The sequence below is a fragment of the Arcicella rigui genome, assembly GCF_034929435.1.
Taxonomy (GTDB): domain Bacteria; phylum Bacteroidota; class Bacteroidia; order Cytophagales; family Spirosomataceae; genus Arcicella; species Arcicella rigui.
Window position 1 is genome coordinate 38,627 of record NZ_JAYFUM010000006.1, and the last position, 23,249, is coordinate 61,875.

20 protein-coding genes are annotated in these 23,249 nt (G+C 37.3%); 17 read left to right on the plus strand and 3 right to left on the minus strand.

The genetic code is table 11. The annotated features are described in order from the left end of the window. Positions 1-100: 100 nt before the first annotated feature. The 6 genes from VB248_RS05185 (at position 101) to VB248_RS05210 (ending at position 7,186) form a co-directional block, all read left to right on the plus strand. Positions 101-2,389, plus strand: coding sequence for an NADP-dependent malic enzyme (locus tag VB248_RS05185; RefSeq protein WP_323295679.1), 2,289 nt, complete (start codon positions 101-103; stop codon positions 2,387-2,389). A 220-nt stretch (positions 2,390-2,609) separates the two neighbouring features. Continuing rightward, complete coding sequence (gene hisD, locus VB248_RS05190) at positions 2,610-3,887, plus strand: histidinol dehydrogenase (protein WP_323295680.1); 1,278 nt, start codon at positions 2,610-2,612, stop codon at positions 3,885-3,887. A 206-nt stretch (positions 3,888-4,093) separates the two neighbouring features. After that, on the plus strand, positions 4,094-4,831 hold the full coding sequence (locus VB248_RS05195; protein ID WP_323295681.1) for an SDR family NAD(P)-dependent oxidoreductase: 738 nt from the start codon (positions 4,094-4,096) through the stop codon (positions 4,829-4,831). Positions 4,832-4,958: 127 nt separating this feature from the next. Next, complete coding sequence (locus VB248_RS05200) at positions 4,959-5,255, plus strand: antibiotic biosynthesis monooxygenase family protein (RefSeq protein ID WP_323295682.1); 297 nt, start codon at positions 4,959-4,961, stop codon at positions 5,253-5,255. Between the two features lie 120 nt (positions 5,256-5,375). Then, positions 5,376-6,419, plus strand: a complete 1,044-nt coding sequence (locus VB248_RS05205) for an SMP-30/gluconolactonase/LRE family protein (RefSeq protein ID WP_323295683.1) — start codon at positions 5,376-5,378, stop codon at positions 6,417-6,419. Next, a complete protein-coding gene (locus VB248_RS05210) occupies positions 6,416-7,186 on the plus strand; it encodes an SDR family NAD(P)-dependent oxidoreductase (RefSeq protein ID WP_323295684.1) in 771 nt (256 codons plus the stop codon). Before VB248_RS05205 ends, VB248_RS05210 begins: the two co-directional genes overlap by 4 nt. Positions 7,187-7,188: 2 nt before the next feature. Here the strand turns inward: VB248_RS05210 and VB248_RS05215 are convergent, their stop codons facing one another. Beyond that, positions 7,189-7,794 carry a Uma2 family endonuclease gene (locus tag VB248_RS05215; protein WP_323295685.1) on the minus strand — a complete coding sequence of 202 codons (606 nt, stop codon included), beginning with the start codon at positions 7,792-7,794 and terminating at the stop codon, positions 7,189-7,191. Positions 7,795-7,816: 22 nt separating this feature from the next. Here VB248_RS05215 and VB248_RS05220 point away from each other — a divergent pair, with 22 nt between their 5' ends. The 7 genes from VB248_RS05220 to VB248_RS05250 all read left to right on the plus strand — a co-directional run bounded on the left by VB248_RS05220 (position 7,817) and on the right by VB248_RS05250 (position 14,755). Then, positions 7,817-8,584, plus strand: coding sequence for an SDR family NAD(P)-dependent oxidoreductase (locus tag VB248_RS05220; protein ID WP_323295686.1), 768 nt, complete (start codon positions 7,817-7,819; stop codon positions 8,582-8,584). Positions 8,585-8,685: 101 nt separating this feature from the next. Then, the gene (locus tag VB248_RS05225) at positions 8,686-9,666 is read left to right on the plus strand and encodes a VOC family protein (protein ID WP_323295687.1); all 981 of its coding nucleotides are present in this window, start codon (positions 8,686-8,688) and stop codon (positions 9,664-9,666) included. A gap of 110 nt (positions 9,667-9,776) precedes the next feature. Next, positions 9,777-10,145: a four helix bundle protein gene (locus VB248_RS05230; protein WP_323295688.1), complete on the plus strand. Its 369-nt coding sequence runs from the start codon at positions 9,777-9,779 to the stop codon at positions 10,143-10,145. Positions 10,146-10,379: 234 nt separating this feature from the next. Beyond that, the gene (locus VB248_RS05235) at positions 10,380-11,492 is read left to right on the plus strand and encodes an alpha/beta hydrolase family protein (RefSeq protein WP_323295689.1); all 1,113 of its coding nucleotides are present in this window, start codon (positions 10,380-10,382) and stop codon (positions 11,490-11,492) included. A 216-nt stretch (positions 11,493-11,708) separates the two neighbouring features. Further along, complete coding sequence (locus VB248_RS05240; protein ID WP_323295690.1) at positions 11,709-12,839, plus strand: FAD-dependent monooxygenase; 1,131 nt, start codon at positions 11,709-11,711, stop codon at positions 12,837-12,839. A gap of 121 nt (positions 12,840-12,960) precedes the next feature. Next, positions 12,961-13,866 (plus strand): fumarylacetoacetate hydrolase family protein, encoded by a 906-nt coding sequence (locus tag VB248_RS05245; protein ID WP_323295691.1) that lies wholly within the window; start codon positions 12,961-12,963, stop codon positions 13,864-13,866. A 130-nt stretch (positions 13,867-13,996) separates the two neighbouring features. Continuing rightward, positions 13,997-14,755, plus strand: coding sequence for a cyclase family protein (locus VB248_RS05250; protein WP_323295692.1), 759 nt, complete (start codon positions 13,997-13,999; stop codon positions 14,753-14,755). 86 nt (positions 14,756-14,841) lie between these two features. Here the strand turns inward: VB248_RS05250 and VB248_RS05255 are convergent, their stop codons facing one another. Further along, positions 14,842-15,459 carry a hypothetical protein gene (locus VB248_RS05255; protein WP_323295693.1) on the minus strand — a complete coding sequence of 206 codons (618 nt, stop codon included), beginning with the start codon at positions 15,457-15,459 and terminating at the stop codon, positions 14,842-14,844. Beyond that, positions 15,443-16,717, minus strand: a complete 1,275-nt coding sequence (locus tag VB248_RS05260) for a DNA cytosine methyltransferase (RefSeq protein WP_323295694.1) — start codon at positions 16,715-16,717, stop codon at positions 15,443-15,445. The genes VB248_RS05255 and VB248_RS05260 overlap by 17 nt, the downstream gene beginning before the upstream one ends. A 343-nt stretch (positions 16,718-17,060) precedes the next feature. Between VB248_RS05260 and VB248_RS05265 the strand changes: the two genes are divergently transcribed. From VB248_RS05265 to VB248_RS05280, 4 genes are all read left to right on the plus strand, one after another. Then, positions 17,061-17,492, plus strand: a complete 432-nt coding sequence (locus VB248_RS05265; RefSeq protein WP_323295695.1) for a MarR family winged helix-turn-helix transcriptional regulator — start codon at positions 17,061-17,063, stop codon at positions 17,490-17,492. A gap of 69 nt (positions 17,493-17,561) precedes the next feature. Continuing rightward, complete coding sequence (locus VB248_RS05270; protein WP_323295696.1) at positions 17,562-18,893, plus strand: TolC family protein; 1,332 nt, start codon at positions 17,562-17,564, stop codon at positions 18,891-18,893. Positions 18,894-18,905: 12 nt separating this feature from the next. Continuing rightward, the gene (locus tag VB248_RS05275; protein ID WP_323295697.1) at positions 18,906-19,961 is read left to right on the plus strand and encodes an efflux RND transporter periplasmic adaptor subunit; all 1,056 of its coding nucleotides are present in this window, start codon (positions 18,906-18,908) and stop codon (positions 19,959-19,961) included. Positions 19,962-19,972: 11 nt separating this feature from the next. Then, a complete protein-coding gene (locus VB248_RS05280) occupies positions 19,973-23,071 on the plus strand; it encodes an efflux RND transporter permease subunit (RefSeq protein WP_323295698.1) in 3,099 nt (1,032 codons plus the stop codon). Positions 23,072-23,249 lie beyond the last annotated feature (178 nt).

Below are 23,249 nucleotides of genomic sequence, written 5' to 3' on the forward strand. Positions count from 1 at the left end.
GCTTTTTTCTACCATGAATATTAAACTCAAGACACATCGCTTAGAGTAAAAAAGCCAACAACTCAAAGCTCAAGGCTCACAGCTTATAAATTAAAATACCATGACCACCAACAAAACCCTAAAAGAAGAAGCACTTCATTATCATGCCAAAGGTCGTCCGGGCAAAATTGAAGTAATTCCCTCTAAAGAAACAGCGACGCAAAGAGATTTAACCTTAGCTTATTCGCCGGGCGTAGCCGAACCTTGTTTGGCAATTGCTGAAAATCCTGAAGATATTTACAAATACACCGCCAAAGGAAACTTGGTTGCCGTAATTTCAAATGGAACGGCAGTTTTAGGTTTAGGCGACATCGGAGCGGGAGCAAGTAAACCCGTGATGGAAGGCAAAGGCTTACTCTTTAAAATTTATGCTGATATTGACGTATTTGATTTAGAAATTAATACCAAAAACGTTGACGAATTTGTCAGAACCGTTAAATTATTAGAACCAACTTTCGGAGGCGTAAATTTAGAAGACATTTCTGCACCAGAATGTTTTGAAATTGAAGAACGCTTAAAAGCCGAAATGGACATTCCAGTCATGCACGACGACCAACACGGTACGGCAATTATCTCAGCCGCCGCTTTGTTGAATGCTTTGGAATTGGTCGGAAAAGATATTGCCAAAGTAAAAATTATCGTCAACGGAGCAGGAGCGTCGGCAAGTTCATGTACAAGATTGTATGTCAGTTTGGGAGCGAGCAAAGAAAATATTTTGATGTTCGATTCAAAAGGATTGATTCATCCGAGTAGAACCAATTTAGATGGAAAGAAAAAGGAATTTGCTAACGGAAACTTTCCTGCTGAAATTACTCTAACAGAAGCTTTGGTCGGAGCAGACGTTTTTGTAGGCTTGTCGAAAGGCAATATTTTGACACAAGAAATGATAAAACCGATGGCGAAAGACTGTATTGTCTTTGCAATGGCAAACCCAACGCCAGAAATTCCTTATCATGAAGCAATGGCTGCCCGTAAAGACATAATTTTTGCCACAGGTAGAAGTGATTATCCCAATCAAGTAAATAATGTATTGGGTTTTCCCTATATTTTTAGAGGTGCTTTAGATGTTCGTTCAAAAGTAATTAACGAAGAAATGAAATTGGCAGCCGTGAAAGCTTTGGCTGCTTTGGCAAAAAAGCCTGTTCCTGATATTGTAAATATGGCTTATGGCAAAGACAATTTGGTTTTTGGCAAAGAGTACATTATTCCTAAACCCGTTGACCCACGTTTATTAACGACGGTAGCACCAGCCGTAGCAAAAGCGGCGATGGACTCGGGTGTGGCAAAATTCCCGATTACTGACTGGGACGCTTACGAAACCCAATTATCAAAACGTTTGGGCTTGGATAATACTTTGACCAAAGTAATTATCAATAAAGCAAAGCAAAATCCGAAGCGAGTAGTGTTGGCTGATGCGGAAAATTTAGCTGTTTTAAAAGCAGCCCAGCAAGTAAAAGAAGACGGAATAGCTACGCCAATTTTGCTGGGAAATGTTTCAAAAATCAAACAGTTGATTCAAGATAATTTACTGAATTTAAGTGATGTAGCCATAATCGACCCGATGTTACCGCAAAATGAAGCTGGAAAAGCAAGACTTGAGAACTACGGAGAATTACTTTTTGCCAAACGTCAGCGAAAAGGTTTCAACAAAGCCGAGGCTTTTGATGCCATTCGTAGAAGAAATTATTTCGGTTCGATGATGGTAGAAGCTGGCGAAGCAGAAGCCATGATTGGCGGAACTACTCGGAATTATCCTGATACCGTTCGACCAGCTTTGCAAGTGATTGGCAAACAAGCTGGCGTTAAAAAAGTATCAGGAATGTATATTTTAATGAGTCGCTTTGGCCCATTATTCTTGGCAGATACCACGGTAAACTTTAATCCAACAGCAGAAGAAATTGTAGAAATTGCAGAATTGGCGGCGAAAGAAGTGGAAAAATTCAACATTAAACCGAGAATCGCTTTACTAACTTATTCAAACTTTGGCAGTGCCGATGGCGAAGATGCTATTAAAATGCGAAAAGCGGTGGCAATGTTGAAAGCGAAACATCCAGAAATGATTGTTGATGGCGAAATGCAAGCACATTTACCTTTTGATACAGAATTGTTGAAAGAAAATCATCCTTTCTGTGATTTGGTCAATGGCGGAGCAAATATTTTACTTTTCCCCAATCTTTCTGCTTCAAACATTGCTTATAATTTAGTAAAAGAAGTGGCTGATATTGAGAAAATTGGCCCCGTTTTACTCGGACTCAAAAAGCCAGTTCATGTACTTCAACTGGGAAGTACAACTCGTGAAATCGTGAATATGATTGCGATTTCGGTAGTGGACGCACAAACGCACAAATAATCCAAAAATTCGGTATCAGTGAATAGAAATTGATATTTTTTCAGTCAATTTCTATTCACAAGTATTGATATTGAATAATATTGGCTTCTTTTTGAATAACAATAAAATATAATTTAAACATAATTTTGTTGTATTAAATACAGACCCAAAAGAGGCTTGAAAAATCATAAACAGTTCAATTTTTTGATTTTTATAAGTATCTAAAAGAAATATTATAATAATGATTCAGCAAATCAAGAAAGGCATTACTTATGCCGAAAGTAAAGAAGCCGACTTAAAAGTACGTGCTTTGGTAGAATCCATGTTGGAAAATGTGGCTCAGAATGGCGACAAAGCCGTGAGAGAATATTCTGAAAAATTGGATAAATGGTCGCCCGAAAAATTCAGAATTAGTGCAGAAGAAGCTGAGGCTATTGTGGCAAGTTTACCCGAACAAGTAATTAATGACATCAAATTTGCTCAAACGCAAATTAGAAATTTTGCCCAAATTCAACGTGAAGCCATCAAGGATGTTGAAGTAGAAACCTTGCCAGGGGTTTTCTTGGGACACAAAAATATTCCTGTAAATTCAGTAGGTTGTTATGTGCCGGGTGGTCGTTATCCAATGGTTGCGTCAGCCCACATGAGCGTCCTGACGGCAAAAGTTGCAGGCGTAAAAAGAGTAATTGCTTGCACGCCACCCATCAATGGAGAAATTCCGAAGGCAACCATTGCTGCAATGTACTTGGCTGGTGCTGACGAAATTTATTTATTAGGCGGTGTTCAAGCCATTGCGATGATGGCTTTGGGAACTGAAACCGTAGCTTCAGTTGATATGTTAGTCGGGCCGGGAAATGCTTATGTTGCCGAAGCGAAGCGACAATTATTTGGAAAAGTAGGGATTGATTTATTCGCTGGGCCGACAGAAACTTTAGTAATTGCTGACGATACTTGCGACGTAGAAATGTGTGCTACTGACCTTTTAGGACAAGCAGAACACGGCCCAACTTCACCAGCTGTACTTTTAACTACCAGTAAAACAATTGCATTAGGAATCGAAGAAGAAATCCAGAGACAACTAAAAGTATTGCCAACGGCTGATATTGCAAGTGTTTCTTGGAGAGATTACGGACAAGTAATTTTGGTAGATACCGTCGAAGAATTAATTGCAGAAGCCGACCGCATCGCCAGCGAACACGTACAAGTAATGACGGAAAACCCTCGTGAGTTTTTGGAAAAAATGACCAATTACGGCGGTTTGTTTTTAGGAGCAAGAACCAACGTAGCTTTTGGCGATAAAGTAATTGGTACAAACCATACTTTACCAACTAAAGAGGCAGCTCGTTATACAGGCGGTCTCTGGGTTGGAAAATTCTTGAAAACTTGTACTTATCAAGAGATTAAGACAGATGAAGCCAGTGCTTTAATTGGCGAATACTGTTCAAGATTATGTGCCATTGAAAACTTTGCAGGACACCAAGAGCAAGCTGATTTAAGAGTAAGAAGATACGGGAAATGATTTTGGAAATCGGATTTCAGATGTTGAAATTTAGTCTGTTGGCAATCTTATAAATGACACAGAGGAACACAGAGAATACAAATAGCTTCACAGAGAAATATTGAAAAGATACTCTGTGAAACTCAATAAAAGCTCTGTTAAACTCTGTGAAAAAAAACGTCCAACAGATAGTGCATTAACAAGATTAACAATCATTACATATTTCAATGACAAATAATAAAACAGTTTTAGTAACAGGTGGAGCAGGAGGTATTGGTTCGGCAATTTGTAGAAAATTTGCTGAGGCTGGTTACGCTGTTATTATTACTTATAACGGAAATCTTGAAAAGGCTGAAAAGCTTTGTAATTCGCTGGTAGGAGAGGGGCATTCAGTTTTTCATGCTCCTGTAAATGATGCCAAACGTTTATCGGAATTAGCTGATTTTGTAGAAAATAAGTATGGAAAATTAGATGTTTTGGTGAACAATGCAGGCATTACAACACCCGTAGCACACAATGATTTAGACGGATTGACGGATGAGTGGATTGACCGAATTTTTGAAACCAATGTACGAGGTACTTTCGCAATGATTCGAGCTTGTAAAGCTTTGTTATTGAAAAGTAAAGATGCTTTGGTAGTGAATATTTCTTCGGTAGCTGCGATTTCTGGCGTTGGAAGTAATGTTGCTTACTGTGCCTCCAAAGCGGCGATTGATAGCATTACTCGTTCATTAGCTCGTGCTTTAGCCCCTAACATTCGGGTTGTTTCGGTTTCTCCGGGTTGGGTTTTGGGCGAATACACCAAAAATATCGACCCACAATATTTACAAACGCAAATCGACAAAACGCCTTTAGGTCGCTTGGCAATTGCCGAAGATGTAGCCAATACGGTTTTTGTTTTAACAACGCATCTTACTTTTACTACGGGAAGTATTATTCCTGTGGATGGAGGAAGGCTTTTGTAATGATGAGTTATGAGATATGAATTATGAGTTTTGGTTTTTAGTTAAACAACGATACAATGCAATTGATATTTTTTGGTAAACATTTGATAATTAAATAGTTAAAATACCAATCACTCTTATTTAGAATATGATTTTAGAACTTGTAACCTTAGATATTAAAGCCGAAAGCAATGCTGAATTTGAAGCGAATTTAGCAAAAGCGATGAAGGTAATTTCACAGTCAAATGGTTTTATCAGTATTGATGTAAGACATTGTATTGAAGAAGTAAATCGCTATGTACTTTTGATTCATTGGCAAACGCTTGAAGACCATACCGTTGGTTTTAGAACTTCGGAATTATTCACACAATGGCGTGCTTTGATTGGCCCATTTTTTCTGAATCCGCCTTTTGTGCAACACTTTGAACTTAAAAATTTAGAGTAAACTATTTTTTTAGTTTAAAAAAGTAAAAACTAAATATACATTGATGGCATGACTTAAAGGCATGCCATCAATCAAGAATGAGCTGAAACCCGAAATCTGAAGACCAAAATCAAAAATCCAATGTTGATTCAAATAAATACTCCAAATCCAATTAAAAACTGGAAGGTAAACAGAGAAGAAATACAATTTCTTGGACATGAACTTCAACGTCCAGAATGTATCCTGACCGAGCCAAACGGTACTATTTGGACAGCAGATGCCCGAGGCGGAGTAATGAAAATTAATCCTGACGGAAGCCAAGCATTAATTACGCCATTTAAAGAATCTCCAAATCCGAAATCCGAAATCCCAAATCTACAATCCTATAACAGTCGTTATGTGCAGGCTCAAGGTTCTTTACCGAACGGCTTGTGCTTTGATGCCAAAGGTAATTTTATCATTGCCAATTGGGGAACAGATCACATCGAAATGATGACACCAGAAGGCAAGCTGACGACATTGGTAACGGAGATTGAAGGAAAAGCTTTGGGAAAAGCCAATTTCCCACTCAGAGATTCAAAAGGAAGAATTTGGTTTACGGTAACCACTCGTACAAATCCGTGGACTGAACAATTAAATAGCAGAGCGACAGATGGTTATATAGCTTTGATAGACGAAAAAGGTGTAAGAATTGTTGCCGAAGGTTTTTGTGGAACAAACGAAATCCGTTTTGATGACACCGAAGAATGGTTGTATGTGGTAGAAAGTACGGCACACCAAATTTCAAGATTAAGAGTAAAAGAAAATGGCGATTTGTACGACAGAGAAGTATATGCCCGATTGAGCGGTTTCCCAGATGGTTTTGCTTTTGATACTTATGGAAATCTTTGGACAACCTTGATTTTTACAGACCAATTAGCGGCGATTACGCCAGAAGGTGAAGAATTGATTTTGTTGGACGACAGTAATCCAACTACGAAAAAACTTCTCTTTGAACATTACGAAAACAGAACTTTAACGGGCGAAATATTGGCTTCGGTACAAGGGACACTCTGTCCGTGGATGGCGAGTTTGAGTTTCGGAGGAAAAGATATGAAAACGGTGTATTTAGGAAGTTTACGAGGAACAAGAGTACCTTATTTCCAAAGTCCAGTTGCAGGACAAAAAATGATTCACTGGCGATGAAAGATTTATTTGATTTAAAAGGAAAAGTAGCCCTTGTCACAGGTTCGAGCAGTGGCATGGGCAGAGCCATTGCCGAACTCTTGGGTTTACATGGGGCTACTATTATTATTTCAAGCAACGACAAAAAGGCTTGCGAAGACACTTGTGAGGATTTTTTACAAAAAAATATCAAGGCAGTTTCCATTCCTTGCGATGTAGCAGTTAAGGCAGAAATAGATTTCCTTTTTGAAGAAACAATAGTAAAGTTTAGCAAAATTGATATTTTGGTGAGTTGTGTAGGCGTAGCATTGGCAGGGTCTTTTTTAGAAATGAGTGCAGACATTTTTGAAAAAACCATGCAAATCAACTTACAAAGTACCATTTATCTAAGTAAGTTGGTGATTCCTCAGATGCAGCAACGTAAAGAAGGTTCAATCATTTTTCTGGCAAGTATTGCGGGGGTTCGGGGTAATAAATCTTTGGGAATGTATGGCATTTCAAAAGCTGGATTGGCTCAATTGGCTCGTAATCTTGCCGTAGAATTTGGTCCTGACAACATCAGAGTAAATGCCATTTCGCCGGGAGTGATTGATACTCCTTTTGCCAAACCGCTGACTTCCAATAATGAAGTGATGGAAAGAAGAGTATTACTTACTCCCTTACGAAGGATTGGAAAAGTAGAAGAAGTAGCAGGCGTTGCACTTCTTCTGGCTTCAAAAGCGGGTGGATTTATGACGGGGCAAAATATTATTGTGGATGGAGGAACAACGATTAGTGATGGAAATTAAGGCTAAACATTGCTAAAAATTTCGTTCAAATCCACAAAAAGATTTGGGAAGATGACGCTTTCAAAAGTATCGTCACTGGCATAAATCGAAGCGGGACTATACAGACCACTTTCTAATAAATGGAATTGAAAAGCAGTTTCGTGTTCAGGGTCGATAATCCAGTACTCTCTGATGCCATTTTCTTCATAGAGAGCCTTTTTGGTTTTCATTTCTTTAGAAGAATTGCCGGGTGAAAGAATCTCAACGACCAAATCAGGTGAACCCAAACAACCTTTGTCGTCCAATTTTTCAAGGTCGCAAATGATACAAATATCAGGTTGTACAACGGTCAAGACATCTTTGTTTGCCAATTCTGATTTTTGTTTATCATACAAACGGACATCAAAAGGAGCAGCATAAGCTTGACAAGCTTGATGCTTAAAATGGTTTCCAAGTGTGAGGGTAAGTTGCCAAGAAATACGCTGATGCTTTCTGCTTGGAGCAGACATTGGTAAAATTTTACCTTTTATCAATTCAACAGCTTGTTCAAACCGCCAACTTAAATAGTCGGCATACGAGTAAATACCATTAACAGTATCTAAATCAGAGTAGTTTAATACGGCTTCCATAACATCATTTTTGACAAAAATAATGAAAAAATTTCAAAATAAAGTATGCTTGGTCACTGGGGCTTCTTCGGGTATTGGTAAAGCAACGGCTGTGGCTTTTGCTGAATCAGGGGCAAAAGTGATTGTATCGGATGTCAACGAAACGGCAGGTATGGCTACTGTTTCTGAACTTGTAGCACTGGGAGCGGAAGCCATTTTTGTAAAATGTAATATCGCAGAAAGAGCAGAAGTACAAAACCTTATCAATCAGTCAATTGAAAAGTTTGGTCGGATTGATTGTGCTGTACTTTCAGCAGGGATTGCTGGACGACTTTCCTTGCCAACGCACGAATATCCCGAAGATGAATGGTTGAATCAAATCCATGTAAACCTCATTGGTACATGGTATTGTATCAAATTTTTATTAGAAGAAATGCTAAAACAAGGAGGCGGAAACATTGTTTCTATTGCCTCAGCAGCGGGTTTACGTGGTCAGCCGAACAATTCACCTTATGCCACTTCAAAGCACGGAGTAGTGGGTTTAGTAAAAACGGCAGCGATTGAATATGCTACCAAAAACATCAGAATCAACGCTATTTGCCCAACTGCTATCGAAACGCCGATGATTATGGAAGGTAGAAGGAAGTTGGCTTATAACCCCGAAGCCTTGGAAGCTGCCAAAAATTACCAAGCAATGAAACGCATGGGACAGCCTTCGGAAGTAGCAGATGTGGCACTTTGGTTGTGTTCAGACGAAGCCAGCTTTATGACGGGTCATGCTTTGCCTGTTGATGGTGGTGCTTTTGCTTAAAATGATTGATTTTGAATGTGATTAGCCTGTTTTTGATTCATAAAAAAGATTAATTAGTAAGTAATTTTAACAAAAAATATTAAAATAATACAAATATTAGAATGGCAAAGAATCCGCATTATTTATCGCAATTGGCTTATGTTGAATTGCTCAGTACAAACTTGGAAGAAACTGTTCGATTCTACACAGATATTGTCGGGATGGACAAAACTGGAGAGGATGAAAACTCTGTTTATTTAAGAGCTTGGGGTGATTATTTCTTCCATACGCTCAAAATTACTCGTTCGGATGTTAAAGGCTTGGGTGGTATCGGTTGGAGAGCTGATAGTGCTGAGGCTTTCGATGAATGTGTTGCTTACTTGGAAAGTATCGGTGCTGGTAAAGGTTGGATTGATGCCGACTTGGGTAGAGGAAAAGCTTTTAAATTCCAGTCGCCAGACGGACATAAACACGAAGTATTCTGGGATGTAAAATGGTTGAGAGAAACAGGCGAAAAAGGAAGTATTTATGCTGATAGATATGCAAGTAACCGTAGAAAAGGGGCTAACCCACGCAGAATTGACCACTTTACGTACTTAGTTGCCAAGTATCAGTATGCCAAAGAGAAAGCTTTCTGGCAAGCAATGGGCTTTAAAAATCCTGACGAAATTCGTTTAGAAGATAGCCTTCCGCCAATCGGTGGCTTATGGACTTTGGGGAATCTTTCGCATGATATTGCTATTTTCTCTGACCCTAACTTAGAGCCAGGACAAGGTGTAGTAAACCATATTTGTTATAACCTTGATAGCCGTGAAGAAGTATTGTTGGCTTTAGACTGGTTTACCGAAAATGGATACAAAAGTGTTTGGGGAGCGCCTACTCGTCATAAAGCCGACGAAGGATTTTTCTTCTATATCATGGAGCCTCACACAGGCGTGTTGTTAGAGATTTATGCTTGTGCAAGATTAGTTTTCGCACCAGACCACGGCCCAGATGTACATTACTTAAAAGACAATCCAAACGACGCTTGGGGCTTAACTAACCCATTCGCTGAAATGGCAAAAGGCAAAGTAGGTGGGTTGGATAAACCGGTGGATATTTAGGTAGATATGAATTATGAGTTATGAATTTTAAAATAGAGTCTTGTTTTGCTCAATCTTAATAAGATTTTATCTTTAATATAAATGGCTCATAATCTATCAATTTGAATATCATGGAACTAAAGAAAGAAAGTGTAATAAAAGTAAAGTCTTTTCAGTTTGCTGTAAGGTCTGTCAAAGTTTATAAATATTTAACAGATACTCATAAGGAATTTGTCATTTCAAAGCAGTTTCTAAAAGCAAGTACTTCGATAGGAGCAAATGTAAGAGAAGCTCATAATGCTGAATCAGAAGCAGACTTTATTCATAAATTAAGTATTGCACAAAAAGAATGTGACGAAACACTTTACTGGTTGGAATTACTAAAGGAAAGTGAATACTTGAGTGAGAGTGCTTTTCAGTCAATTTATTCAGAAGCTTTAGAAATCTTAAAAATCTTGAAAAGTATTGTCATTACCATGAAGAAAAAGAAAGAAAAGTAGCTCAAACGAATGAATCATTCGTTTACAAATCTTTCAAAAAAATTCACAATTACAACTGTACGAAGAATTGAACATTGGGTAGAATTCAATTTATAGGTATAAAATTTGGCTGTTCTTCGAATCACTCTTTAGAGAATTTACGAAAGAATAACCTTACAAAAATTGAAGCCCAAAGATTATTTGATATTCGTACTCATTTAATTCATAATTATTAATTCATAACTCATATTTAAAATGTGGCATTACTTCCCTAATCAATATATGCCTTCTTACCAAGTGAACCGTGCTTTGACGCAGGCTCATTATGGGGGAGGAGAATTTGCAGAAATATTAGAAGTAGCAAGTGAAATTGACCCTGCTAACCGTGAAAGTTTCAATAAAGCTTGGGTTAAAATGGGTGATAAAGTCTATGAATTAGCCGAAAATTATGCAAAAGAAGGGCATAGTGTTTCTGCTCGTAGAACTTATTTGAGGGCTTTCAATTATTTACGTACAAGTGAGTTTTTTATGACTTTGCATGATGAACGTAAAATTCCTTATTACTTAAAATGCCGTGATGCTTTTATTAAAGCGATTCATTTGTTTGATGAGAAACCATTGCAATTAGAAATCCCTTTTGAAGGTTCTTTCTTACCTGCTTATTTATTTAAACCAAGTAATGTTGAAAACCCTCCAGTGATGGTGATGTTTGGTGGGCTGGATAGTTTGGCAGAAGAGCTATATTTTGGTATTGCACAGCACCTCAACGAACGTGGTATTGCTATGTTGGCGGTGGATGGCCCTGGACAAGGAGCTGCACTTAGATTGAACCATTTGCATACTCGTTACGACTACAATGTCCCCGGAACGGCTGTTTTAGATTATATTATAGAAAATCTTGGTGAACACGTTGATACTTCTCGCGTAGGTATTGGAGCAGTTTCGATGGGTGGATATATGGCTGCACGTTGTGCAGCATTTGAGCCACGTTTTAAGGTCTGTATGATTTTTGGGGCGGTTTGGTCGTATTATGATATTTGGAAAAATCGTCCTGACAACCACCCTTTAGCTGAAATCGTACAGCACATTGTGGGTGCAGATAATATGACAGAGGCTCGTGAAAGATTGAAAAATTTTACATTGGAGGGTGTTGCTGAGAAAATACAATGTCCTACCTATATTTTGCATGGAGAAGACGACCGTCAGAATTTCGTAGAAAATGCTTACAAAGTAAATGAAGCACTTACTTGCGAACACGTCTTGGAAATTGTGCCAAAAGAAGAAAGTGGTTCTGCTCACTGCTCTGTTGATGATTTTACAAAATCATTTAATATGTACGACTGGATAGCTAAGAAAATTAAGGCTTAAGTATTAAGTAACCCAGCAGACTTAGTTTTCGGGCATCAGCTTTCAGATAAAATAAAAGTATATAAGGAGTTTTAGTCATCTTAATCAGATGACTGAACCTATTCTTGTAAAATCTGATAGCTAAACGTTTTAAAATTAAGCCTGCCCACTTGATGCTTGTTTGTACAGTTTCATACCTGATACATGTCTAAAAACAATCTTATAAATATCAAAAAGATGGTAAAGAAAATTTTAGTAGTAGGGGCTGGCATTGGTGGGCAGTCTGTTGCTATTGGTTTAAAAAAAGCTGGTTTTGAGGTAGATGTAATAGAGCTACATAAAGAATTTAATGTTTATGGAGTAGGTATCATACAACAAGCCAACGCTTTAAGAGCTTTAGACTCCATCGGTGTGGCGGATGAAGCAATGCGAAGGGGTTCTCCTTATGGAAAAGTAAAATTGTGCTTGCCGCACGGGGTTCAAATCGGTGAAGCTGGTACTCCACCAATCGGTAAATTTCCGAGCCATAATGGAATATCTCGTAAAATTTTACACGATGTATTATTTGAAGAAGCTCAGAAAGTTGGTTTAAAATACCGCATGGGAGTAACGGTTGAATCCATTGATAACCAGCCAAATGTTGCTCATGTTACGTTCACAGATGGTACAAAGGATAGCTATGATGTTGTGATTGCGGCCGACGGGGTAAACTCAAAAGTACGTAAGCTTATTTTTGGTGACTTTAAATTGAGCTATGTTGGCTTGTCGGTGTGGCGATATGCCTTTAAGCGTCCTGCAAATTTAGATACGGGTTATATCTTCTTTAATAAAAAACACAAAATGGGTGTCATTCCTATGACAGCCGATACTTGTTACATATTCTTAAATTCTGCTGAGGGGGATAATCCTTTGATTCCTGAAAATCAATTGGTTGAAAAGCTAAAAACATATATGTCGGCTTATCCTGTTCCACTTGTTCAGGAATTAATACCACAAGTTATCGACGCTAAATTGGTTAATTATCGAGTATTAGAAACGCTCAAAATGCCAGCACCTTGGTATAAAAACAGCGTGGTTGTCTTGGGAGATGCAGCTCATACAACGATTCCTCAGTTGGGTTCAGGGGCAGCGTTGGCGATTGAAGATGCCGTTGTGTTAGTTGAGGAATTACAAAAAGAGGGAGAACTTACTGATGTCTTTGAACGCTATATGAAACGTCGTTATGAACGTTGCAAAATGGTAGTTGATGTATCTGAAACATTAGGTGCTTGGGAATTACTTGAATACAACGACCAAGCTCTTCCTGAGGGAGCAAATATGGGAATGCTGATGGGTAAAACAGGAATGGCATTAACAGAACCGATTTAAGATTTAGCTGAAAGCTATCAGCTTTGAGCTTTTTTGTGAAGCAATTTATAATCGAAGGAAAAGACAAATTATCCATTTTTTAAAAGCTGTTAGCTCATGGCTGACAGCTGACAGCTAAAACATGAAATTAGTAACTTTCAAAAATACAAATGGCGAAAGCCGTACAGGTTGGCTTCAAGGCGATGGTGTGGTGGATATGAATTTGGCAAGTACAAAATTGCCAACAGATATGCTTACGTTTATCGACCATCACGAAGAGTACTTCGAGGTAATTAAGTCTTTGGGTGAATTACAGCCACATTATCAATTATCAGAAATACAGCTTTTAGCTCCACTTCCTAATCCGAGAAGTTTCAGAGATTATATCGGTTTTGAAATGCACATGTTGAATGCTTCAAAATCGTTCGGACATACAATTGGTAAAGAATGGTACGAAATGCCGATTTTCTATTTTACCAATCATCATGGCATTTACGGCCCAGATGACGAAATCAAGCGTCCAGAAGGAGAAACCAAAATGGACATTGAATTAGAAATCGCTTGTATTATCGGTAAAAAAGGCAAGGACATCAAAGCAGAAGAAGCCCAAGACTACATCTTTGGTTATACTGTTTTCAATGACTGGACAGCAAGAGCTATTCAGCGTCGTGAAATGATGATTCCACTTGGGCCACACAAAGGCAAAGATTTCGCCAATGCTATTGGACCATGTATTGTAACCAAAGACGAAATGGAGCAGTATATGGGTGAAAATGGTCGTTTCAATTTACGTATGACTTCCAAAATCAATGGTGTTCAAGTATGCGATGGCAATTATAATACTGTTTATTATACTTTCGGACAAATGATTGAACGTGCATCTGAAAACAACGTAACCATGATGCCTGGAGATATTTTAGGCTCGGGAACAGTAGGCTGGGGTAGTTTGATTGAAAATAATTTTACCGTTCATCGTCCGCTTGAGCCGGGTGATGTAGTGGAATTAGAAATAGAAGGAATTGGCGTTTTAAGGAATAAGGTGATTTAGTATTCAAAATACACAATGATTTAATAGTACTTAGACACAGATTTTTAAAATCTGTGTCTTTTATTGGGTTAAATCTTGTCTGTATAATTCATTCATTATTAAGCATACATGTTTTAAATAGTTTATTCAAATGAAAATAATAGACCTTTCAGTAACCATTTCTGAAGACATAAAAGAGCCACTTCCTACCAAAATTGTGTACGAAGACCATAAAGAAGGAGCAAAGAAAATGGGTGGAAAACTCTTTGAAGGAATTCAAGGAGATGTTTTTATCAATGGAAATGGTCCTGCAGGAGAATTTTTAACGGTAACAAGTCACTGCGGAACGCACGTGGATGCTCCTTACCATTATTATCCAACTTGTGAAGGAAAACCATCGAGAACCATTGATGAAATGCCTTTAGATTGGTTTTATCGTGATGGCGTAGTCTTGGATTTTACCGATAAACCAGATGGCTATATGTTTGAGCCGGAAGATTTAATAGAAAAATTGGCTGCGATTAACTATACTTTAAAACCTTTTGACATTGTCTTGATTCGTTGCGATGCCGATAAGCGTTTGCATCATCCTGATTTTGTAAAAATCCATGTAGGAGCATCTGCCAAAGCAACACATTGGCTTATCGACCAAGGCATTAAAGTAATGGGAACAGACGGCTGGGGCTGGGATATTCCTTTGCATTTACAAGTAGAAGATTATAAAGCCAATCCAAGAGACGGAGTGATTTGGCAAGCACATTATGTAGGAATTGAAAAAGAATATTGTCAGATAGAGAAATTGGCAAACCTTGAACAATTGCCACCATTCGGTTTCAAAGTGGCTTGTTTTCCTGCCAAAATCAAAGGAGGAAGTGCTGGCTGGACAAGAGCCGTAGCCATATTCGAATAAGGATTTATGTTTATACTTTATTAAAACAGTCGTTTGTATCTTATGAACGACTGTTTGTTTATTACTGAAATGATTGAATAAAACAATTACAAATTAAGCTTTTCAGCCCTAATGATTTGATTACTCTCTATCACTTTAACCGTTGGTGGCTCGAATAACTGATACTTTTTTAATTCGGCAATTAGCTCATCAAACTCTTCATGGGTGGCTACAACTACACTATCAAGTCCAATTATATCGCCACTTTTTATTTTGGCTTTTACGCCTCTTGCTTCTTTTTCTTCAAGCGTTACCAAGAAACTTAATGCTTTTCTATGCACATATTTTAAGGCAATAGTTTCTAAATCAGCTTGTTTGTAGCGTTCTCGTAAACTGGTTTTAGCTGAAATACAAATTGGGCCACGTTCTTTTGTGTAAAACATTAAATCGTAAATTACATTGGGAACAAAGGCTACATTCGCACTTAGATAAAGTGGTAGAAGTTTTTCTCGGACACATAGCGTAGCTAAAATGTACTCAAATATTTTCCCGTTGAGATTATTATTTCTTTCTGGGTGTTTTTGATAGGCGTTCCAGTAAATACTTACGTACTCAGAGGGTTTCGAGTACTCAATATCCATAAAGCTGGGAAATAAGTTGTTAAATACTATTTCAGTTTTAGTATCTTTTCCAACAACAATGCCTAATTTACTTAGTTGATTCATTGTCTTTTAGTAGTTCTATTATTTTTTGTGCAGTTGCTTGGATAGCTGGTACAGCTACGGAGTTCCCGAATTGTCTGTAAGCTTGTGTGCGTGAAACAGGTACTTGGTAATGTTCAGGAAAACCCATGATTCTTTTACATTCATTCACTGTCAACAACCTCAAATCTGTTTCTCCATCTCTTACAAATGTCCCTGTTAGTCTTTGAATTTTATGATAAGTTGAAACCAATGTTTTTACTTGGATACTTGAATTTTCATCAACGATTTGTGGTTTGCCGTCTTCTTTCTTAAACATATATGTCTTTTGTAAATGTTTTGAAATCGAATAGCCGCTTACGCCCTTTTCAAGGAATTGATTGATAAATACTGGAGTTGCATCGGGTTCTGGAAACTCAAAGCTTAGATTAGCAGGCATTTTTTGTTGATGAAAACCTACAATAAATATTCTTTCTCTATTTTGTGGAACGCCAAAATCCGCTGCGTTGATGATTTTAGTGAAAACACTATATCCTAAATCTTCCAAAGTATTTTTGATTACTTCAAAGGTTCTGCCTTTGTCGTGGCTTGTCAAACCTTTTACATTTTCAAGAAAAATGGCTTTGGGTTGATGTTTCTGGATAATCTCTGCAACATCAAAAAATAATGTACCTCTGGTATCATCAAATCCGCCTCTTTTGCCTGCAATCGAAAAAGCCTGACAGGGAAAACCAGCACAGAGTAAATCGAATTGACTTGGAATATAGTTTTTTACAGATTGCTTAGTAATATCGCCGAAAGGAATTTCTCCGAAATTAGCTTGATAAGTACGTTGTGCATCTTTGTCCCATTCACTCGTAAAAACACATTTGCCACCCAAATTTTGCATGGCAATTCTAAAACCTCCAATACCTGCAAAAAGGTCAATAAACTTGAACTTGTATGGATTTGGCGTTGGAAAAGGCACATTTTCAACCTCAAAAAGTAATTGTTGGATGGCTTCTTCTACATCAATTGAACACTTTTCTTCTGCTACTTTATAAGAAACATATTCTTCTAATACTTGAAAGGCTTCTTGTTTGTAATGTTCCGAAACTCCATTATGAATATTATGTAAATAATGACTTAGTACTGCTTTTTCATTATCAGAAGACTCAGCAAGGCGAACTTTAAACTGTTTCTTGTCAAGTTCGTTGATGCTAATATTTTCTTTTTGCTTCATTGCTATCATGGTAAAATTGTTACGCAATTTCGTCATTTTTTCTGTGAATTCATTTGTCATAAGTCTTGATTTGTTTCCACACTTGTCCAAAGGGCTTTTAAGTTTTCCAAAACCATCATTATCATAACAACCAATTAAATCAAAATAGATTTTCAAATGGCTGGATTATGAATAAGTAACTAACATTGTTTGAACAACGTTTCTTGTTTTGTTAATGGTTGATGATTTGGCATAAAAAAATAAAACACTACCTAAGTGCTTTTAATTGAAGTATTTACGTCTCTTGAAATTTTTTCTATTTTTTTATTGATACTTCTTGCAATATAAAAAAATAGTTGTAATTTTGAATCGTTGATTTTGTCAACTATTATTTGAATCAACCATATTAATGGTCAACGATATTATGGAAATTAAAAAGACTCCCTTTCAGTTCTTATTCGCTAATACAATAAGAGCCCTTTTCAGACAATCTGCTAAAGAGTTTGAAAAACAGGATGTTAAGATAACACCCGAGCAACATTTTTTGCTTAGAATTTTAACTTCAAAAGAAGAGTCGATTCAGTCGGATTTAGCCGAAATTATGCAAAAGGATAAATCGGCAATTATGCGTCATATCGACCAACTTGAAAAATTGAATTATGTTGTCAGAGTAAATGATTCAATCGACCGCAGAAAAAAACACATTGTTATCACAGAGTTAGGCACTGAAACTTTGAATAAATGCGAGCAAATACTAAACCATCTCAGTGAAAAAAATACCGAGAATATTTCTGAAGAAGAAATGGATACCTTTAAAAAAGTACTTATTAAATTAAAAGAAAACGCCGAAAGGTAGTTTTTTTTACCCTAATAGTTGATTGAATCAACTATCGTTAAAATCAATAATTTTTTTATCAACTATTTTATGAAAAAGAATCAATTTTTCTTGTATTTGGTACTATTCATTTTTGGCTATGATGTGCATGGACAAAAGAATATTTCCTTAAAAGAGTGCGTTGATTTTGCTCTCAAAAATCACTTGAGTAATTCGGTTTATGAGAATGAAATTGCCATTGCTAAACAAAAATCAACAGAGGCTTTAGCGGGTTATTTACCACAAGTAAGTGCCAACGTTGCTTTCGACGATAACCTCAAACGTCAGGTTTCTATCATTCCTGCTGGGGCTTTTAGTCCAACAGAAATTAGATTACAATTCGGTACACAATACAATACAACCGCTACAGCACAACTCGACCAAGTGATTTACGATAAGTCGATGTTGGTAGGAATTAAAGCCGCCGAGCCGAATAATCAATTATCACTCTTGAAAAAAGAGCAAAATCAAGATAATATCATTTACAATACCGTAGCCTCATACTTTCAGGTTTTGGTGTATGTAGAACAGGAAAAAATCACCTTAGAAAACGAGAAAAAATACCGTGAATTGCTGGAAATCTTGAAGTTACGTTTAGAAAAAGGGGTAATTAAAAAGACTGATTTCGACCGTACTAAAGTAAGTTTGAACAATATCATTTCGCAAAAATCAATTTTGCAAATGAACAAACAAGTAGCCCTAAACAAGTTGAAATATGCGATGGGAATGTCTTTGGATGAAGAGATTAATGTCTTAGAATTTCCAAATTATGAGGCTTTGGCATTGGTTGACAAAGACGAAAGTTTTCAGATTGGAAATTTATTAGATTACAGAATTCAAAGTAATAATGCTTTACTCCAAGAATTTGACGTAAAACGTAAACAAGCAGCTTTTTTACCAACGGTTTCAATGTACGCACGTTACGGAGCTACAAGTTTGAATAATGAATTTTCAAAATCGGTGGCTAATTGGTTTGATTTCTCGACCATTGGCTTAAAAGTAAACGTACCGATTTTCAGTGGTTACCGTAAACTGAGCCAGTTGAAACAAGCTGAAATTAGTTTAATGAATGCCAAAACTAATATTCAGTTGAGTGCTGATAATTTGAAACTGTCTTTCAAAAATTCTAATGCACAATTACAGAAATCGCAGTCGGATTTAGGCATCAATCGTGAGAATCTTTACTTCGCAAAGCAAGTGTACGAAAGCAGCAATTTAGAGTATCAGAAAGGCGTATCAACGCTCTCGGATTTATTGAACGCAGATTATTCATACAAAGAAGCCCAAAGTAATTATATCACTTCTTTGATTAGTGTACTCAGTTCAAGACTTGAATTTGAAAAATCAAAAGGAAATTTAAAAAGCTATATCAGTCAATTCTAATTAACAATATCCATGAAAAAGTCTTTCATTATCGCATTATCTATACTTGTTTTGGTGGGTGCAATTGCTTTTACGCTTGCAAAAAACAAGAAAAAAATCGAAGCGAACAAAGTAGTTGTTGACCGTTCGATTATCCCAGTGGCGGTTTCTACGACAAAAGCTGAATTTCAAGAATTCGACGGGAAAGTAATTTTACCAGCCAATTTGGAACTCACCAACGAAGCTACTTTAGCGATTGGTGTGCAAGGTAAAATTGAGAAACTTTCTATCGAAGTGGGTTCAAGAGTATCCAAAGGACAAGTAATTGGTCAGTTAGATTCAAAATTGAAAATTATCAATTTGAAAGCCAATGAATTAACGCTTGCAAAATTGGAAAAAGAGTATCAGCGAAACAGCGATTTATTCAAAGGAAATGCTGGTACAGAACTGAGCGTCATCAATTCAAAATATGATGTTGAAAATACTCGCATTCAAATCGAACAAGTAAAACAACAAATTGCTGATGGAAATATCGTTGCACCCATCAGCGGAATCGTCACTTCTCGCAAATTGATGGCAGGTGAATATGTAAGTCCGGGAACGGTAATCGCTACCATCGTTGATGACTTGCATTTGAAAGCCGTCGTATTTGTGAACGAAAAAGATGTATATCAATTGAAATTAGGACAAAACGCTACGATTTCATCTGACGTATTTCCAGATAAAAACTTTGTAGGAATGGTGAAATTCATTTCGCCAAAAGGTGACGAAAACCATAATTACCGAGTGGAATTGCAATTGAATACCAATCAATTAAGAGCAGGTACTTATGTAATGGTGAATTTTGATTTAGGTCGCAAAGCGAGTGTTTTACAAATTCCGAAATTGGCTTTGGTAGAAGGAACAAAAAATCCTTATGTGTATATCGTAGATGGCAATGTAGCGAAGATGCAAAAAATTACGGTTGGTCGTGAAATTGGTGAAAATATTGAAGTAGTTGCTGGTTTACAAGCTGGACAAGAAGTAGTTACGAGCGGACAAATCAATTTGACTAATGGAAGTAAAATTTCAAAAACTACTAACCAATAAACCTTAAAAATATGTCAATTACCGAAATATCCATCAAACGACCATTACTGATTACAGTAATTTTCGTAACGCTGATTTTATTTGGTTTTGTAAGTTATAAACAATTGAATTATAACCTTTTGCCAAAATTTGAAGCCAATGTAATCATTGTTCAAACGACGTATCGTGGTGCGTCTTCTGACGAAATTCAGAACGTATTAACCAAACCAATCGAAGAAGCCGTTTCAGCTATCGAAGGAATTGATAAAATTTCTTCTACTTCATCCGAAGGTCTTTCATTGATTACCATTCAGTTGAAATCAGGCATTAATACGCTTGATGCCCAAAGAGATGCAGAGCGAAAAATCAATCAGATTAAATCTACTTTGCCCGACGATGCCGACGACCCAGTAGTAAACCGATTCAATACCGACGAAATTCCAGTATTAAGAATCAGTGCTTCGGCAAATATGTCTGAACCTGAATTGTATGATTTAATCGACCAAAAAATCAAACCTGTTTTATCAAACGTCGCTGGCGTTGGTACAGTAAGATTGATTGGAGGCAACGAGCGTGAAATTCAAGTAAACTTAGATAATGACAAGCTTCAAGCTTACAATATTTCTTCGGCACAAGTCAACCAAATGATTGCCAATAGCAATAGTTCGTATCCTGCCGGAAGTATCTTGAGCAATAGCAATCGTACTTCTATTCGTTTGGATGCCAAATTGGTGAAAGTTGAAGAATTAAGAAACTTGATTATTCGTCAGAATGCCGATGGAAGTAGAGTTTTGTTGAGAGACCTTGCCGTAATTACAGACGGACAAACCGAAACCAAAACCCTAAACCGTAACAACGGAAAAGCGGGTATCGGTATCGAAATCGTAAAACAAGCCGATGCCAATACCGTAAATGTAAGTAAAGCAGTAAAAGAGAAATTGAAGGAAATACAAGCGAATTATGCTTCAAAAAAATTCTCTTATGACATTGCCGCCGACCAATCTATTTATACTTTGGCTTCTGCTGATGCCGTAATGCACGATTTGTTCTTGGCGATTATCATCGTAGGTGCGGTAATGTTATTTTTCTTACACAGTTTCAGAAGTTCATTGTTTGTATTGGTTGCCATTCCTTCGGCGATGATTCCGACCTTTATTTTGATGTACATCTTTGGCTTTTCGCTCAACTTGATGACCTTGATGGGACTTTCCTTAGTCGTTGGTATCTTGGTGGATGACAGTATTGTGGTATTAGAAAATATCTATCGCTACCTCGAAATGGGCAGAAATAAAGTAGAAGCAGCACTTGAAGGACGACAAGAAATTGGTTTCACCGCCATTGCCATTACTTTGGTGGACGTTGTGGTATTCTTACCGCTTTCGATGAGTGGCGGTTTGATTGGAAATATCTTGCGTGAGTTTTCATTGGTAGTAGTATTTTCTACTTTGATGAGTTTGTTTGTGTCATTTACGCTTACGCCATTGTTGGCTTCAAGATGGGGAAAGGTTGAAATCTTGAGTGAATCAACGCTTTGGGGAAAAATCAACTTAGGATTTGAAAGATTTTTGGATGCCGTAAAAGAAGAGTACGGAAAACTCCTTACTTGGTCGTTGGGTCATAAAAGATGGGTTTTAATTGTGATTCTTGCCATGTTTATTGGTTCGGTTTCGTTGTTGGCTACTGGTTTTATTGGTTCATCTTTTACAGGTTCGGGCGACCGTGGCGAGTTTGCTGTTCAGCTTGAAATGGCACCACAAACCCCTTTGGCACAAACTAACTTGCTGACCAAACAAGTAGAACAATTGCTTTTACAAAAACCCGAAGTATCAAAAGTATTCGCTAACATTGGTACACAAACGGGTGCGGTTGGTACAGGAAGCTCTAACTCAAACATTTCTGAAATATCAGTTACTTTGGTTGAAAAAGAACACAGAACTGTTTCTACCGATGCTTTCAGTACTGCGATTCGTGATGAGATTAATAAAATTCCCGGATTGAAAGTCGTGATTCGTCCTGTAAGTCTTACAGGCGGTAGCGAAGCACCGATTCAGATTGCCATAAAAGGAGTAGATATGGCTGTGATTCAGGATGTGGCTAATCAAATCAAAGCTATTGTTCGTAAAACACCGGGAACTGATTACGTAGAATTTAGTACCAAAAGCTTGAAAACTGAAATTGCCATTCAGCTCGACCGTGAGAAAATTGCCAATGCAGGATTAAGTATTCCAGAAGTAGGAGTGGCGATTCAGTTGGCATTTAGAGGAAACGACCAGTCGAAATTTAAACAAGCAGGGGAGGAGTATCCGATTAATATTTCTTTAGAAAAGTCTGATAAACGTTCTATCGAAAATGTACGTGAACTTACGCTTCGCAATAGCAGAAATGCCATTATTAAATTGAAAGACGTAGCCACTGTTTCTGAAATTGTAGGTCAATCAGTTTTGGAACGTTCAGACCGAATGAATTCTATTAAAGTAACGGCTTCGTCGGTTGGTCGCCCAACGGGAACGATTGTAGCGGATATTCAAAAACAAATTGCAAAAATCAAAATTCCTGATGGCGTAGTGATTGATTATCAAGGAGAAGCACAGCGTCAGAAAGATGCTTTTGGTAGCTTAGGTTTTGCGATGTTGTTGGGTATTTTGTTGGTGTACTTAATCATGGTTGCTCTTTACGAAAGTGTGGTTTATCCATTTGTTGTTCTTTTCTCAATACCTGTGGCATTGATTGGAGCATTATTAGCCTTGGCTTTAACGATGGAATCACTTACGATTTTCGCCATTGTTGGTCTGATTATGCTCTTGGGCTTAGTAGCCAAAAATGGTATTTTGATTGTCGATTTTACTAATCACCTAAAAGAAAAAGGGTTGTCAGTAAAAGAAGCTTTGATTGAAGCAGGGAAAGAACGTTTGCGTCCGATTTTGATGACAACCATCGCCATGATTACAGGTATGTTGCCTATCGCTTTAGCCTCGGGTTCGGGAGCAGAAGTAAAAAATGGTATGGCTTGGGTAATTATTGGGGGCTTGACAAGTTCAATGTTTTTGACGCTACTTTTAGTGCCTTGTATGTATTATATCATCGAATCATTGAAGAATAAAATTTTAGGGATTAGAGCTAAAAAAGCGTAGTTCACAACCCGAATTTTACTGAAATAGATTCTTATCAAGTTTAAAACAGTAAGTTCATAAAAGTAAAATACCAATAGTCGCTTCTACCGATAAGCGGTCGGAATTTTTTTCGACCGCTTATTTATTAGCTGTAATTTGTATAATTCACCATTTAATGTTCTCCTAAATCTAAATGCTG

Bases quoted from the DNA above. Each gene is read 5' to 3' on its own strand.
- VB248_RS05185 (WP_323295679.1), top strand. From the start codon at position 101: ATGACCACCAACAAAACCCTAAAAGAAGAAGCACTTCATTATCATGCC.
- hisD (WP_323295680.1), top strand. From the start codon at position 2,610: ATGATTCAGCAAATCAAGAAAGGCATTACTTATGCCGAAAGTAAAGAA.
- VB248_RS05195 (WP_323295681.1), top strand. From the start codon at position 4,094: ATGACAAATAATAAAACAGTTTTAGTAACAGGTGGAGCAGGAGGTATT.
- VB248_RS05200 (WP_323295682.1), top strand. From the start codon at position 4,959: ATGATTTTAGAACTTGTAACCTTAGATATTAAAGCCGAAAGCAATGCT.
- VB248_RS05205 (WP_323295683.1), top strand. From the start codon at position 5,376: ATGTTGATTCAAATAAATACTCCAAATCCAATTAAAAACTGGAAGGTA.
- VB248_RS05210 (WP_323295684.1), top strand. From the start codon at position 6,416: ATGAAAGATTTATTTGATTTAAAAGGAAAAGTAGCCCTTGTCACAGGT.
- VB248_RS05215 (WP_323295685.1), bottom strand. From the start codon at position 7,794: ATGGAAGCCGTATTAAACTACTCTGATTTAGATACTGTTAATGGTATT.
- VB248_RS05220 (WP_323295686.1), top strand. From the start codon at position 7,817: ATGAAAAAATTTCAAAATAAAGTATGCTTGGTCACTGGGGCTTCTTCG.
- VB248_RS05225 (WP_323295687.1), top strand. From the start codon at position 8,686: ATGGCAAAGAATCCGCATTATTTATCGCAATTGGCTTATGTTGAATTG.
- VB248_RS05230 (WP_323295688.1), top strand. From the start codon at position 9,777: ATGGAACTAAAGAAAGAAAGTGTAATAAAAGTAAAGTCTTTTCAGTTT.
- VB248_RS05235 (WP_323295689.1), top strand. From the start codon at position 10,380: ATGTGGCATTACTTCCCTAATCAATATATGCCTTCTTACCAAGTGAAC.
- VB248_RS05240 (WP_323295690.1), top strand. From the start codon at position 11,709: ATGGTAAAGAAAATTTTAGTAGTAGGGGCTGGCATTGGTGGGCAGTCT.
- VB248_RS05245 (WP_323295691.1), top strand. From the start codon at position 12,961: ATGAAATTAGTAACTTTCAAAAATACAAATGGCGAAAGCCGTACAGGT.
- VB248_RS05250 (WP_323295692.1), top strand. From the start codon at position 13,997: ATGAAAATAATAGACCTTTCAGTAACCATTTCTGAAGACATAAAAGAG.
- VB248_RS05255 (WP_323295693.1), bottom strand. From the start codon at position 15,459: ATGAATCAACTAAGTAAATTAGGCATTGTTGTTGGAAAAGATACTAAA.
- VB248_RS05260 (WP_323295694.1), bottom strand. From the start codon at position 16,717: ATGACAAATGAATTCACAGAAAAAATGACGAAATTGCGTAACAATTTT.
- VB248_RS05265 (WP_323295695.1), top strand. From the start codon at position 17,061: ATGGAAATTAAAAAGACTCCCTTTCAGTTCTTATTCGCTAATACAATA.
- VB248_RS05270 (WP_323295696.1), top strand. From the start codon at position 17,562: ATGAAAAAGAATCAATTTTTCTTGTATTTGGTACTATTCATTTTTGGC.
- VB248_RS05275 (WP_323295697.1), top strand. From the start codon at position 18,906: ATGAAAAAGTCTTTCATTATCGCATTATCTATACTTGTTTTGGTGGGT.
- VB248_RS05280 (WP_323295698.1), top strand. From the start codon at position 19,973: ATGTCAATTACCGAAATATCCATCAAACGACCATTACTGATTACAGTA.